At 72.7% G+C, this 13,221-nt stretch carries 12 protein-coding genes and 1 pseudogene; 8 read left to right on the top strand and 5 right to left on the bottom strand.

The window, feature by feature from the left end; translation table 11 throughout:
* Positions 1–7 precede the first annotated feature (7 nt).
* Positions 8–1,405, top strand: a complete 1,398-nt coding sequence (locus ACIRRU_RS17005; RefSeq protein ID WP_403681007.1) for a GntP family permease — start codon at positions 8–10, stop codon at positions 1,403–1,405.
* A gap of 121 nt (positions 1,406–1,526) precedes the next feature.
* Here ACIRRU_RS17005 and ACIRRU_RS17000 read toward each other — a convergent pair whose 3' ends face one another.
* A complete protein-coding gene (locus ACIRRU_RS17000) occupies positions 1,527–3,098 on the bottom strand; it encodes an APC family permease (RefSeq protein ID WP_403681004.1) in 1,572 nt (523 codons plus the stop codon).
* 63 nt (positions 3,099–3,161) lie between these two features.
* Positions 3,162–4,133 (bottom strand): hypothetical protein, encoded by a 972-nt coding sequence (locus ACIRRU_RS16995; protein WP_403681003.1) that lies wholly within the window; start codon positions 4,131–4,133, stop codon positions 3,162–3,164.
* Positions 4,134–4,360: 227 nt separating this feature from the next.
* On the opposite strand from ACIRRU_RS16995, the gene ACIRRU_RS16990 reads away from it, so the two are divergent.
* Positions 4,361–4,786, top strand: coding sequence for an ASCH domain-containing protein (locus ACIRRU_RS16990; protein WP_403681001.1), 426 nt, complete (start codon positions 4,361–4,363; stop codon positions 4,784–4,786).
* Between the two features lie 335 nt (positions 4,787–5,121).
* Here the strand turns inward: ACIRRU_RS16990 and ACIRRU_RS16985 are convergent, their stop codons facing one another.
* Positions 5,122–6,780 (bottom strand): FAD-binding dehydrogenase, encoded by a 1,659-nt coding sequence (locus ACIRRU_RS16985; RefSeq protein ID WP_403680998.1) that lies wholly within the window; start codon positions 6,778–6,780, stop codon positions 5,122–5,124.
* Positions 6,781–6,962: 182 nt separating this feature from the next.
* On the opposite strand from ACIRRU_RS16985, the gene ACIRRU_RS16980 reads away from it, so the two are divergent.
* The 3 genes from ACIRRU_RS16980 to ACIRRU_RS16970 are packed head-to-tail and all read left to right on the top strand — an operon-like array spanning position 6,963 to position 8,241.
* Entirely contained in the window at positions 6,963–7,496 is a 534-nt protein-coding gene (locus tag ACIRRU_RS16980; RefSeq protein ID WP_363204636.1) for an NUDIX domain-containing protein, read from the top strand.
* Between the two features lie 23 nt (positions 7,497–7,519).
* Positions 7,520–7,915: a YidH family protein gene (locus ACIRRU_RS16975; protein ID WP_403680995.1), complete on the top strand. Its 396-nt coding sequence runs from the start codon at positions 7,520–7,522 to the stop codon at positions 7,913–7,915.
* Positions 7,912–8,241, top strand: coding sequence for a DUF202 domain-containing protein (locus ACIRRU_RS16970; RefSeq protein WP_403680992.1), 330 nt, complete (start codon positions 7,912–7,914; stop codon positions 8,239–8,241). The genes ACIRRU_RS16975 and ACIRRU_RS16970 overlap by 4 nt, the downstream gene beginning before the upstream one ends.
* Positions 8,242–8,486: 245 nt before the next feature.
* Here the strand turns inward: ACIRRU_RS16970 and ACIRRU_RS16965 are convergent, their stop codons facing one another.
* On the bottom strand, positions 8,487–9,422 hold the full coding sequence (locus tag ACIRRU_RS16965) for an NADP-dependent oxidoreductase (RefSeq protein WP_403680990.1): 936 nt from the start codon (positions 9,420–9,422) through the stop codon (positions 8,487–8,489).
* Positions 9,423–9,590: 168 nt separating this feature from the next.
* On the opposite strand from ACIRRU_RS16965, the gene ACIRRU_RS16960 reads away from it, so the two are divergent.
* Entirely contained in the window at positions 9,591–10,616 is a 1,026-nt protein-coding gene (locus tag ACIRRU_RS16960) for a phosphotransferase family protein (RefSeq protein WP_403680988.1), read from the top strand.
* Positions 10,617–10,622: 6 nt separating this feature from the next.
* Positions 10,623–11,837 (top strand): acyl-CoA dehydrogenase family protein, encoded by a 1,215-nt coding sequence (locus ACIRRU_RS16955; RefSeq protein ID WP_403680985.1) that lies wholly within the window; start codon positions 10,623–10,625, stop codon positions 11,835–11,837.
* A 158-nt stretch (positions 11,838–11,995) separates the two neighbouring features.
* Here ACIRRU_RS16955 and ACIRRU_RS16950 read toward each other — a convergent pair.
* Positions 11,996–12,253, bottom strand: a pseudogene (locus tag ACIRRU_RS16950) (transposase); the annotation flags it as partial.
* Positions 12,254–12,334: 81 nt separating this feature from the next.
* Between ACIRRU_RS16950 and ACIRRU_RS16945 the strand changes: the two are divergent.
* The gene (locus ACIRRU_RS16945; RefSeq protein ID WP_403680982.1) at positions 12,335–12,715 is read left to right on the top strand and encodes a hypothetical protein; all 381 of its coding nucleotides are present in this window, start codon (positions 12,335–12,337) and stop codon (positions 12,713–12,715) included.
* The last annotated feature ends 506 nt before the right edge of the window (positions 12,716–13,221 follow it).

The following is a 13,221-nucleotide window of genomic DNA, read 5'->3' as shown; positions in this document are numbered from 1 at the left end:
CATCACCGTGACCAGTCTCAGCGTCGAGATGCTGGCAGCGGACGCCGCCGAACCGATCACCTCGGCAGGCAACGCGCAGTTGGGCATCGCCGTACTGGCGGGCATCGCCGTCATCGTTCTCCTGATCACCCAGCTCAAGATGCACGCGTTTCTCGCGCTGACCATCGGTTCGCTGGCGCTCGGCTCCTTCGCGGGGGCGGCCCCGGCCGACACGATCGCCAGCTTCACCACGGGGCTCGGCTCCACCGTCGCCAGCGTGGGCGTGCTCATCGCGCTCGGCGCGATCCTGGGCAAGCTGCTCGCCGACTCCGGCGGGGCGGACCAGATCGTCGACACCATCCTGGAGCGGGCGAGCCGGGGGGCCATGCCGTGGGCGATGGTCCTCATCGCCTCGATCATCGGGCTGCCGCTCTTCTTCGAGGTCGGGATCGTGCTGATGATCCCGGTGGTGCTGCTCGTCGCCAAGCGCGGCAACTTCTCCCTGATGCGGATCGGCATCCCGGCGCTGGCCGGACTCTCCGTGATGCACGGGCTCATCCCGCCGCACCCCGGCCCGCTGGTCGCGATCGACGCCCTGGACGCCAACCTCGGGGTGACCCTGGCGCTCGGTGTGCTGGTGGCCATCCCGACGGTGATCATCGCCGGTCCGGTCTTCTCCCGCTACGCCGCCCGCTGGGTGGACATCGAGCCGCCGGAGAAGATGATCCCGCAGCGCCCCTCCGAGGAGCTGGACCGCCGCCCGAGCTTCGCCGCGACCCTGGTGACGATCCTGCTGCCGGTCGTGCTGATGCTGCTCAAGGCGCTCGTGGAGATCGTCGTCGACGACCCCGAGAACGGCCTCCAGCGGGTCACCGACGTGATCGGCTCGCCGCTGATCGCCCTGCTCGCCGCCGTCCTGCTCGGCATGGTCACCCTCGGCCGCGCCGCCGGGTTCACCAAGGGCAGGCTCGCCGGGACCGTCGAGAAGTCGCTCGCCCCGATCGCCGGGATCCTGCTGATCGTCGGAGCCGGTGGCGGTTTCAAGCAGACGCTGATCGACGCCGGGGTGGGCCAGATGATCCTGGACTTCTCCGAGAACTGGTCGATCCCCGCCCTGCTGCTCGGCTGGCTGATCGCCGTCGCGATCCGCCTGGCCACCGGCTCGGCCACGGTCGCCACCATCTCCGCCGCCGGTCTGGTCGCTCCGCTCGCGGCCGACATGTCGACCTCGCACGCGGCGCTGCTGGTGCTGGCGATCGGTGCCGGTTCGCTCTTCTTCAGCCATGTGAACGACGCCGGGTTCTGGCTGGTGAAGGAGTACTTCGGGATGGACGTCGGGCAGACCGTGAAGACCTGGTCGGTGATGGAGACGATCATCTCCGTGGTGGCCATCGCCTTCATCCTGCCGCTGTCGCTGCTGCTGTAGCGGTCCCCCGTGCGGCGCGGCCGTCCCCTGACGAGGGGCCGCGCGGTCGCTCCCGTCGGATGCGCGAAGGCGCCCGCCCCGGTCCTCCACCGGGGCGGGCGCCTCCCGTACGTACGGGAGTTCAGCGGCGGGCGGTCCCGCTCCCGGCCGCCTCCTCCAGCCGGAACGCCTCGTTGCCCAGGCCGATACGGGCGTGCACCTCGGGCCTGGCCGAACGCAGGACGGCGCCGTACACGAGTCCGCCGACGAGCGCGAGGAGGATCACACCGGGCAGCAGCCGGCTGAGGACGGAGCCGGGTCCCGAGCCGACCAGGACGTCGAAGTCGCGGACCGTGAAGAAGGCGATCGTCAGCAGCGCCAGCCCGGCGAGACCGGAGGCGACCAGCCGCGGCGCCTGGGCCCGGCCCGCGCCGCGCTTGACGAAGAAGGCGATGACGGCGAAGGAGGCGGCGGCCATCAGCAGGATGACGCCGAGCGCCCCGACGTTCCCCATCCAGGTGAAGAGCCGCAGCACCGGGGCGGTGGGATCGCCGGACGGGCGGTCATCGGTCAGGGCGAAGGCCAGCACGATGGCCACGGAGATCGCGGACTGGAGCAGCGAACCGGTGCCGGGAGCACCGCTCGCCCGGTTGACGCGGCCGAAGCGGGCGGGCAGCAGGCCCTCGCGGCCCATGGCGAACGCGTAGCGGGCGACGACGTTGTGGAAGCTGAGGAGGGCGGCGAACATCCCGGTGACGAAGAGGATGTGCAGGACGTCGGTGAAGGTGGAGCCGAGCCGTTCCTCGGTGAGGCCGAACAGCAGGCCGGGGCCCTCCGTGCGGGAGGACCCGGCGATGGAGCCCGGTCCGGCGGCCACCGTCAGGGCCCAGGAGCTGACCGCCAGGAACAGCGCGGCGTACCCCACGGCGAGGAACATCACCCGGGACACCACGATCTGCGGGCGGCTGGTCTCCTCCGCGTACACCGGGGCCTGCTCGAAGCCGACGAACGCGGCGACGCAGAAGCAGAGCGCGGTGCCCAGGCCCGCACCGGCCAGGGTCTCGGGGTTGAAGGCGCTCAACGACAGCCCCTCGGGGCCCGGCTTGCTCACGGCGGCGACGTCGAAGATCACGACGAGCGCGCACTCGATGACCAGCAGGACACCGAGCACCTTGGCGTTGAGGTCGATCTTCAGCCAGCCGAGCACGCCGACGACCGCGGCCGAGACGAGGGCCGGTACCCACCACGCCACCTCGACGCCGAGGTACGTGGCGAAGATGACGGAGACCTCGAAGCCGAGGATGCCGTAGATGCCGACCTGCATCGCGCTGTACGCCACCAGCGCCACCAGCGAGGCGCCCGCCCCGGCGGTCGGGCCGAGGCCGCGCGCGATGTACGCGTAGAAGGCGCCCGCGTTGTGGACGTGGCGGCTCATCTCGGCGTAGCCGAGGCCGAACAGCATCAGGACCACGCCGAGGATGAGGTAGAGCAGGGGCTGGCCGACGACGCCCATCACGCCGAAGACCGTGGGCATCACCCCGGCGACGACCATCAGGGGGGCGCTCGCGGCGACCACGGACAGCAGCAGTCCGGGGGTGCCCAGCCGGTTCGCGCGCAGCGCGCGTTCCTCGCCCTTGTAGGTGTTGATCCCGCCGGTACCGGCCGTCGTCCTCGTGGTGCCGGCCTCGCTGGAGTACGAACTGCCCGTCGACATGGCGGGGATGGTCCCTTCCTCGGTGGTGGGGCGGTGGGTGCGACGTGCGTCGAAGGAGGTGCGTCAAAGGGTGCCGAGCGCGTAGGCCCGTGCGGCGGCGAACGCGTCGTGGGGATCGCGGCCGGAGTAGGACCAGGGGGCGGCGGTGGCGTACGGACCGATGCGGTGGAAGAGGGCGGCCGCCTCGGCGGGCCGCCGTTGGCAGACCTTGGCGTGGGCCAGGAAGTTGAGGTCGACCCGGTGGCGCGGGTGGTCCTCGCGCTCCCACTCGAGCCACCAGTCGAAGGCGGCCTTCATCACCTGCCGGGCCCGGCGCCCCGACCAGTGGCCGGAGGCCGCCGGATCCTCGGGCTCGGTGCCCGCGGCGACCAGGACGCGATAGCGCTCGGCGTGGGCGACGACCGGGAGCACGGCCAACGGAGAGTCGGCGGGGGCCAGTTCGGCGGCCCAGGCGGCGAAGTCGTACACCTCGTGGAGCGGGTCGGCACCACTCTCGGGGCGGCTCTCGGCGAGCAGGCCGGTCATCAGATGGTGGGCGTGGTGGTGGTCGGGGTGGCGCGAGCGCACCTCCTCGAAGAGCCTGCCGCACTCGTCGCCGCCACCCTCGCGCCCCCGGTCCAGCAGGAGCAGCGCCAGCCAGGGCGTGGGGTCCTCGGGGGTGGTGCGGGCCGCGGCCAGACAGGCCTCCCGGGCGCGGGCGGTGTCGGCGCCTTTGGCCTTGGGGCGGAGCGCGCGGATCACGGAGGCGCAGGCCAGCAGGGCGGAGGCGTCCGCGCTCCCGGGCTCCACGAGCAGCCAGTCGGCGGCCCAGGCGACGGCGGACGGGGTCTCGGCGAGGGCGAGCAGGCGGTGTCCGCGGCGGTCCCAGTCCGGCCCGGTGGCCACGAGGAGGGCGCGCGCGTCGGACCAGCGCCCCTGGACGAACCGGGCCCGGACGGCGATGAGTTCGGTGTCGTCCAGGGCCGGGTCGAAGGCGCGGTCCGGGCGGCTGCCCCGACGGCGGGAGCGGCCCAGGGGCGGCGGAGGCGGGGACATGCCGCAGACTTCTTTCGACGCGGTAGGCGGGCGGGCGACCGCGCACAGCCAAGCGGGAGGCGAGGCGTCACGTCAAGGGGATCCTGGCGCCAACTCCCGCTTCAGCCACCACAGTTGGCTCATTCTCGACGAGTGCTCCCGAGGATCGGCCCCGGGGCGCCGCCGGGGTGGGCGGGGCGGACGCGACGCCCTGCGCACCGGGGTTGTGCGGGTGCGACACTGGGCGCATGGCGCATCGCGAACCCCTGAAGCCCTTCCTCCTGGCCTTCCCCGGGCCGCTTCGCGACCGGCTGGTGGCGGCCGTCCTGTCCGGCGAGAAGGTGTCCACCACCGGGCTGCTCGCCGAGTACCAGCTGGAGCAGGAGGAGTTGCCGCCGGTCGGCGAACGCTCCGCGCTGATCGACTCGGACGGCCGCGAGGTGGCGGTGGTCGAGGTGACGGACGTACGGGTGCTGCCGCTGGGAGCGGTCGACCTGCGCCACGCCCTGGACGAGGGCGAGGGGTACACGTCGGTGGCCGAGTGGCGGGCGTCGCACGAGGCGTTCTGGCACGGGGCGGAGATGCGGGAGGCGATGGACGACCCGTCGTTCACGGTGAACGACGGGACGCTGATCGTGGCGGAGCGGTTCCGGGTGGTGGAACGGCTGGAGTGAGGGCGGGGCGGGGGCCCGGGGGCCGGACGTGGCTCCGGGGGCCGGTGTTCGCGGGGCCGCTGCGGGCGGGGACGGTGCCCCGGAGGACGGTGTTCGCGGGGCCGCTGCGGGCGCGGACGGTGCCTCCGTAGGGCGGGGCGCGCAGGGAGGACGGTGCGGGCAGGGCAGACCCCGAGGGCCGGTGGTCGCGGGGCCGGCGCGGGTGGGGCCGGTGTTCGCGGGGACGGTATCTCCGTAGGGCAGGGCGCTCCGGGCCTTCGGCCGGGTGCTCGCCGGGGCGCCGGACCCTCCCGGGGCCCGCGCCTTTGTCGGTGCCGGTCCCCTAGCCGTGGGAGCTACGCCGTCGCCTTCGCCGCCGCCCTGCCCGCCGCTCGGCCCGAGAAGATGCAGCCGCCCAGGAACGTGCCTTCCAGGGAGCGGTAGCCGTGGACCCCGCCGCCGCCGAAGCCCGCCGCCTCGCCCGCCGCGTACAGGCCCGGCAGCGGGGTGCCCTCGGCGGTCAGGACGCGGGAGGACAGGTCCGTCTCCAGGCCGCCCAGGGACTTGCGGGTGAGGATGTTGAGGCGTACCGCGATCAGCGGGCCCGCCGCCGGGTCCAGGAGGCGGTGGGGTTTCACCGTACGGATGAGGCGGTCGCCGAGGTAGGCGCGGGCCCCGTGGACCGCGGTGACCTGGAGGTCCTTGGTGAAGGGGTTGGCGATCTCGCGGTCGCGGGCGGTGATCTCGCGGCGCAGGGACGCCTCGTCGATCAGGTCGTCGCCGGTGACCGCGTTCATGCCCCGGACCAGGGACGCGAGGTTCTTCTCCACGACGAAGTCCTTGCCGTGGTCCATGAACGCCTTCACCGGCGCGGGCACGTCCGCGCGGGCCCGGCCGATCACGTCGCGGACCGACTTGCCGGTCAGGTCCGGGTTCTGTTCGGAGCCGGAGAGCGCGAACTCCTTGCCGATGATGCGCTGGTTGAGCACGAACCAGGTGTAGCCGTGCCCCGAGCCCATGATGTGGTCGAGGGTGCCCAGCGTGTCGAAGCCGGGGAAGAGCGGGACCGGCAGCCGCTTGCCCCGCGCGTCCAGCCAGAGGGACGAGGGGCCGGGCAGGATGCGGATGCCGTGCTTCGCCCAGATCGGGTTCCAGTTCTCGATGCCCTCGGTGTAGTGCCACATCCGGTCGCGGTTGATGTGGTGGGCGCCCGCCTTCTCCGCGATGCCGAGCATCAGCCCGTCGACGTGGGCCGGGACCCCGGAGAGCATCTTCTCGGGCGGGGTGCCGAGCCGCGCGGGCCACTGGGCGCGTACCAGGTCGTGGTTGCCGCCGATGCCGCCCGAGGTGAGGACGACCGCCTGGGCCCTCAGCTCGAAGGAGCCGGTGGCCTCCCGGCTGCTGGCGGTTCCGCGTTCGGCCCCGCTGGGCTCCAGGATCTCCCCGGTGACCGTGTCGAGCGCCCCGGCGGTGCGGGCGAGGCCGGTGACCCGGTGGCGGAACCTGAGCTGAACGAGCCCCTTGGCGACGCCCTCGCGGACCCGCCGTTCGAAGGGGGCGACGACGCCGGGGCCGGTGCCCCAGGTGATGTGGAAGCGGGGTACGGAGTTGCCGTGGCCCGTCGCGTCGTAGCCGCCGCGCTCCGCCCAGCCGACGACGGGGAAGATCCGCAGCCCCTGCTGGTGGAGCCAGGGCCGCTTCTCCCCGGCGGCGAAGTCGACGTACGCCTCGGCCCACCTGCGCGGCCAGCGGTCCTCGTCCTCGCGGTCGAAGCCCGCCGTGCCGAACCAGTCCTGGAGCGCCAGTTCCGCGCTGTCCTTGATCCGCAGCCGACGCTGCTCGGGCGAATCGACGAGGAAGAGACCGCCGAAGGACCAGTGCGCCTGGCCGCCGATGGACTGCTCGGGCTCCTGGTCGAGGAGGATCACCGACCGTCCGGCGTCGACCAGTTCGGCGGTGGCCACGAGCCCCGCGAGCCCTGCCCCGATCACGATCACATCAGCGTCGTACGCCATGGGTTCCATCCTGTCGGGGGGGCCGGAAGCTCGGGGCTCGGGCGGGGGTGCGGAGGGGTTCGGTCAGGGGTCGCGGCGGGGCGCGGGCCGAGGGTGGGCGGGGCGGCAAGTTACTCGTGCGTCAGATCTTCGGCACCGGCCGGGGGCCGCGTCAACCGTCGGGGTGCGGTTGGATGGAGCGTATGACGCCCTCTGACGAGATCCTGGACATCGTCGACGAGAAGGACGAGGTCATCGGTCAGGCGCCGCGCGGCGAGGCGACGGCCCGGCGGCTGCGTCACCGCTGTGTCTTCATCGAGGCGCGCGACCCCGCTGGACGCGTCTTCGTCCACCGCCGCACGGCCGCCAAGCTCGTCTTCCCCTCCCACTACGACATGTTCGTCGGCGGGGTAGTGGGCGCGGGCGAGTCGTACGACGAGGCGGCGCTGCGGGAGGCGGAGGAGGAGTTGGGGGTGTCAGGGCTGCCGCGGCCCGAGCCGCTGTTCCGGTTCCTGTACTCCAGCGCCGAGCACACCTGGTGGTCCGCCGTCTACCAGGTGCGCTGCGCGCTCCCGGTGGCACCGCAGGCCGAGGAGGTCGCCTGGCACGCGTTCCTCGACGACGAGGAGGTACGGCGGCGGCTCGCCACGTGGGCCTGGGTGCCGGACGGGCTGGAGGCGTACCAGCGGCTCCTGGAGTTCCGAGGAGGCCCGGGGCGGGGCGGGTCCGGCGCCTGAGGTCCGGCCCTTAGGGTGCCCGTGTGAACAAGATCGCGCAGAGCGTACGGCTGTGGTTCGCGCCGCAGCGGGTCCGGGAGGAGGGGGACACCCCCGACTACCGGTTCTCGCTGGCCAACGAGCGGACGTTCCTCGCCTGGATCCGGACGGCGCTGGCCCTGATCGGCGGGGGCTTCGCCGTCGACCAGTTCCTGCCGGAGCTGGTGTGGGGCGTCCGGGCCGGGCTCGCCCTCGGCCTGCTGGTCGCGGGCGTGCTGTGCGCGCTGCGGGCGGTCAACCACTGGGTGCGGTGCGAGCGGGCGATGCGCCGGGGCGAGGATCTGCCGGTGTCCCGGTTCCCGGCGCTGCTGTCCCTCGCGGTGGCCGTCGTCGCCGTGGCGATGGTGGTGGTGGTCCTCTTCGGCTGGGAGGGCCGGTGACGGCGGCGGCGCGGGACGGCGAGGGGGAGCGGGATCCGGGACTTCAGCCCGAGCGGACCCGGCTGGCGTGGCGGCGCACCACGCTGTCGGCCACGGTCGTGGCGCTGCTCGCGGTACGGCAGGCGCTGCACAGCGGCGCGACCCCGGCCGCGCTGGTCGCGATGGCGCTGTGCGCGGTGGCGTGGCTGGGCTTTCTGGCGGTGGCGCACCGCAGGGTGCTGCGCCTGGGGGTGGCCCGGCCTCAACCGCTCGCGCCGGGCGGGGCACTGCTCACCGCGCTGTGCACGGTGTCGCTGGCGGTGTTCGCCGCGGCGATGCTGTTCTGAGCCGGGCACGCGTCTGAGCAGGGCGCGCGTTTGAGCCGGGCGCCCGCCTGAGCCGGGCCCGCACCGCTCCGGACGGAGCCGGGGTCGTGGGCGTGCGCCACTCCAGCCGGACTCGGGGTCGTTGCGGGCTCGGACCCAGCCGGGGGTGTGCCGGGTCCACCTTCCGTCCGGCCGGGACCGTCGCGAGCTCCGCCACGTCCGGCCGGCCGGAGTTGACGGCGTTCCGGCCCGGTCCGGCGGGTTCCTCAGCCGTCCCAGTCCACCGTCACCACGATCTTGCCCCGGGTCCGTCCCTCTTCGTTGAGCCGGTGCGCGTCGGCCGCCCGCTCCAGGGGGAAGACCCGGTCCACGTGGACGGTGACGATGCCCCGCTCGGCCAGCTCCGCGACCTGCGCCAGGTCGTGCGCGTCGGGGCGGACGAAGGCGTAGCGGCCGCCGTACGAGAAGACCTCGCCGTCCGCGATGGAGGCGAGCCGTCCGCCCGGGGCGAGGGTGTCGGCGGAGGCCCGCAGCGCGTCGCCGCCCACCGTGTCGAAGGAGGCGTCGAAGCCTCCGGGGACCAGCTCCCGCAGCCGCTCGGCCAGGCCCTCGCCGTACTCCACCGGCTCCGCGCCGAGGCTGCGGAGGTGGTCGTGGTTGCGGGGGCTCGCGGTGCCGACGACCCGGCAGCCGGTGTGCCGGGCGATCTGGACGGCGAGCGACCCCACGCCGCCGGCGGCCGCGTGGACCAGCACGGTGTCGCCCTCGCGGACCTTCAGGGTGCGGTGCAGGACCTGGTACGCGGTGAGCCCGGCCAGTGGCAGGCCCGCCGCCTCCTCGAAGCTCAGGCTCAGCGGCTTGCGGGCGAGGGTGCGCACGGGGGCCGCCACGTACTCGGCGAACGTGCCGCGCGAGAGGAAGTCCTCGCGGACGTAGCCGATGACCTCGTCGCCCACCGCGAACTCGTCGACGGCGATACCGGGCTGCACGACCACCCCGGAGACGTCCCAGCCGGGGATCACCGGGAAGACCGCTTCGAGGCCGCCCTGGAGGTGGCCCTCGCGGGCCTTCCAGTCGACCGGGTTGACGGCCGCCGCCCGTACCTTCACCAGGACCGTGTCGGGGCCGACCTTCGGGTCGGGCCGCTCGCCGTACTCCAGGACGTCGGCCGAGCCGTACGCGTCGTAGCTGATCGCCTTCATCCCTCGACCTTCCGCGCGGGCCGGGGATGCCGCAACTCAGGGGTACCGGCAGCTCCGGGGCCGTGGCAGGCGCCCTCGCGGGAGAAGCGGCGCGGCAGGCACTGGACGACATACCGACTGGTCGGCATCATGGTGGGCGATCGTTCCGTCGCCCCGGAGGTGCGCCCCATGAGTCCCGTCCCCCCGCCAGGCATCGACCCCGAACGGCTGCGCGCCCACCTCGACCGCGCGCTGCCGGGACTGGTGAGCGGGCCGCTGGAAGCGCGGCTGATCGAGGGCGGCCGCTCGAACCTGACGTATGTCGTCGGCGACGGCGCCGGGCAGTGGGTGGTGCGCAGACCGCCGCTCGGTCACGTCCTGGCGACCGCGCACGACATGGCGCGTGAGCACCGGGTGATCAGCGCCCTGCACCCCACCGCCGTCCCCGTGCCGGAGCCGCTGCTGCTCTGCGAGGACGACACGGTGACCGGGGCGCCGTTCTACGTGATGGAGTACGTGGCCGGGACGCCCTACCGCACCGCCGAGCAGCTCGCGCCGCTGGGCCCCGAGCGCACCCGGGCGGCGGTCCTCGGCCTGGTCGACACCCTGGTCGACCTGCACGCGGTGGACCCGCGGGAGGTCGGGCTGGGGGACTTCGGGCGGCCGGAGGGGTTCCTGGACCGGCAGCTGCGGCGCTGGGGCAAGCAGCTGGACGCCTCCCGCAACCGCGATCTGGCCGGCATCGACGAACTGCACGCCGCGCTCGGCCGGGAGCTGCCCTCCTCCCCCGCGCCCACCGTGGTGCACGGCGACTACCGGCTGGACAACGTGCTGCTCGGCTCCGACGACGACCGGATCAAGGCCGTCCTGGACTGGGAGATGTCCACGCTGGGCGATCCGCTGACCGACCTCGGGCTGCTCGTGATGTACAGCTCCGACCTGGGTCTGCCGGCGTCGCCCGTCTCCACCACCAGCGGGGCACCCGGCCACCCCTCCCCCGCCGAACTGGTCGAGCGCTACGCGGCCCGCTCGGGCCGCGACACCTCAGCGATCGCCTGGTACACCGCGTTCGCCTGGTTCAAGCTGGCCGTGATCCTGGAAGGCATCCACTACCGCTACACCCTCGGCCGGACCGTCGGCGCGGGCTTCGACCGGATCGGCGAGCTGGTCCCGGTCTTCATCGCGCACGGCCTCACCACTCTCCAGGAAGGCTGACCACAGATGGACTTCGCATTCGACGCCCGTACCGAGGAGCTGCGTTCCCGCCTGCTCGCGTTCATGGACGAGCACGTGTATCCGGCCGAGCAGGTCGCCGAGGAGCAGCGGGCGCGGCTCGCCTCGCCGTGGGAGACCCCGGCGGTCGTCGGGGAGCTCAAGGCCGAGGCGCGGCGGCAGGGGCTGTGGAACCTCTTCCTGCCGGACGCGGAGTACGGGGCGGGGCTGACGAACCTCCAGTACGCGCCGCTGGCGGAGATCACCGGCCGCTCCCCGCACCTCGCGCCGACCGCGCTGAACTGCGCGGCCCCGGACACCGGGAACATGGAGGTGCTGTTCCAGTTCGGCACCGGGGAGCAGAAGAAGCGGTGGCTGGAGCCGCTGCTGGCCGGGGAGATCCGCTCGGCGTTCGCGATGACGGAGCCGGAGGTGGCGTCGTCGGACGCGACGAACATCGAGACCCGGATGATCCGGGACGGCGATGACTATGTCGTCAACGGGCGCAAGTGGTACATCTCCGGGGCGATGAACCCGGACTGCGCGGTCTTCATCGTGATGGGCAAGACCGACCCGGACGGCGAGGATATCCGCCGCCAGCAGTCGATGATCCTGGTGCCCCGGGACACCCCGGGTGTCGAGGTGCGGCGGGCGATGCGGGTGTACGGGTACGAGGACCACTCCCACGGGGGCCACGCCGAGGTGGTCTTCCACGACGTGCGGGTGCCCGCCGCCAACCTGGTCGGTGAGGAGGGCGGCGGTTTCGCCATCGCGCAGGCGCGGCTGGGCCCGGGGCGCGTCCACCACTGCATGCGGCTGATCGGGATGGCGGAGCGGGCCGTCGAGCTGATGTGCCGACGGGCCGTGTCCCGTACGGCGTTCGGCAAGCCGCTGGCCGCGCAGGGCGTGGTGGGCAACTGGATCGCGGACGCCCGGGTCACGATCGAGCAGCTGCGGCTGCTGGTGCTGAAGACGGCCTGGCTGATGGACACCGTCGGCAACAAGGGCGCGCACACCGAGATCCAGGCCATCAAGATCGCCACCCCGCGCGCGGTCGTGGACATCCTGGACTCCGCGGTGCAGTTGCACGGGGCGGGCGGGGTCAGCCAGGACTTCCCGCTGGCGGAGCTGTGGGCGGCGGCGCGGACGCTGCGGCTGGCGGACGGCCCGGACGAGGTGCACCAGCGGTCGCTGGCCCGGCGGGAGATCAAGCGGTACGTGTGAGGCGTGGGGATACCTGTTTCCGGAGCCACCGCCCCAGCTCCCGCATCGGCGTCGGTCAGGACGCGCGGGTCAACTCGGCCCTCCACGCGGAAGGGCGGCACCAAGGACGGGGTCCACACTGGCTGACCCTCATTGGGCAGGGCCGACATGATCTGATCCCAGACGCCTTCGATGCGCCACCGCTTGTAGCGGCTGTGAATGCTCTTCCATAGACCGAACCGCTCGGGCAGGTCTTGCCAGCGGCATCCGGTCCGCGCCTTGTGGAACATGGCGTCGATCATTCGTCGGCTCGGGATGAGTCGGCGGTTCGGGTGCTCCGGCTCCCACGCCTTCACGGTCGGCTCGATCAGGACCCAGGTCGCATCGGTCAGCTCGTCCGGCACGAGCCGATCGGCGGCCTTGAACCACTCCGCCATCGAGCAGGACAGCCCGAGCTTGGGCTTGGGCACAGAGCCGGTGATCGTGACGCGCACGTCCAGCAGGCCCAGCACCTCGGCTTGATGCGCGGGGTCCATGTCGGCCAGCCGGGTGCGCGCCATCGTCGCCAGCGCTTCGAGGTCGCGGGCACGCTGGGCGGTGGCCTCGGTCTCCTCCAGCCACGAGGCGGCCTCGTCGCGCAGGTCGGTGAGCTGTCGGCGCTCCTCCACCAGGGCGGCCGTCACCTGGGCCACGGCCGACGCGGGCAGCCCTGCCTTGGCGTACTCCTTAATAGTGGTCGTGATCGCCGTGTCCAGGTTCGCAATCTGGCGGTCGAAGTCTTCGATCCGGTCGGCGTGCTGCACCTGGTCACCCTCAGCCATGCCAACCCACTCAGCCGCCATCGCTTTCAGTCGGTCGGGATTACCCAGCAGGTTGACGACCTGGCCCCAGACCGCTGACTCCATCGCGTCGGCGTCCACCATCTTGCAGGTGCAGACCGTGTCACCGGGGTAGTTCGGGGCGAGGCCGGAACAGCGATACCAGCGGCCATCGCGGCTCGTGCGCGCCATGCCGACGTGATGCGAGTTGCACCCGGTGTGCTCGTTGAAGAGACGCTTCGACAGGGGGTAGGGCTTCGGCTTCGGTCGGCCGACGCCCTTCATGGAGATCGTGGTGAAGTTGCGGCCGAGTACGGCGGCCAGCTCGACCTGGGTTACGCCACGGTCGCGCCGGATCTGGCGCAGGGCGTCAGGGCTGAATGTGCGTGCAGACATCGGGGTTCCCGTCTGAGGTGTGGCAAGGGAGTGCCGAACACGGCGGGATCTGCGGGGTTGCATCACCGAGGCAGACAGGTGAGCCCCTAACCGGGGGCTGTGCCGCCCGGCTGGTACCAGGAGAGCACGGGATTTCAGGCCCGTACAAGTGCTGTCGGGCTTGCGGTTGGCGCAAGTACCTGGAGGGTTGG

Origin of the sequence: Streptomyces sp. NPDC101181 (genome assembly GCF_044767975.1) — a bacterium.
Classification (GTDB): Bacteria; Actinomycetota; Actinomycetes; order Streptomycetales; family Streptomycetaceae; genus Streptomyces.
Note: the sequence above shows the minus strand (reverse complement) of the source record. Positions and strands in the feature narration are given on the sequence as shown.

Bases quoted from the DNA above. Each gene is read 5' to 3' on its own strand.
- ACIRRU_RS17000 (WP_403681004.1), bottom strand. From the start codon at position 3,098: ATGTCGACGGGCAGTTCGTACTCCAGCGAGGCCGGCACCACGAGGACG.
- ACIRRU_RS16995 (WP_403681003.1), bottom strand. From the start codon at position 4,133: ATGTCCCCGCCTCCGCCGCCCCTGGGCCGCTCCCGCCGTCGGGGCAGC.
- ACIRRU_RS16990 (WP_403681001.1), top strand. From the start codon at position 4,361: ATGGCGCATCGCGAACCCCTGAAGCCCTTCCTCCTGGCCTTCCCCGGG.
- ACIRRU_RS16985 (WP_403680998.1), bottom strand. From the start codon at position 6,780: ATGGCGTACGACGCTGATGTGATCGTGATCGGGGCAGGGCTCGCGGGG.
- ACIRRU_RS16980 (WP_363204636.1), top strand. From the start codon at position 6,963: ATGACGCCCTCTGACGAGATCCTGGACATCGTCGACGAGAAGGACGAG.
- ACIRRU_RS16965 (WP_403680990.1), bottom strand. From the start codon at position 9,422: ATGAAGGCGATCAGCTACGACGCGTACGGCTCGGCCGACGTCCTGGAG.
- ACIRRU_RS16960 (WP_403680988.1), top strand. From the start codon at position 9,591: ATGAGTCCCGTCCCCCCGCCAGGCATCGACCCCGAACGGCTGCGCGCC.
- ACIRRU_RS16955 (WP_403680985.1), top strand. From the start codon at position 10,623: ATGGACTTCGCATTCGACGCCCGTACCGAGGAGCTGCGTTCCCGCCTG.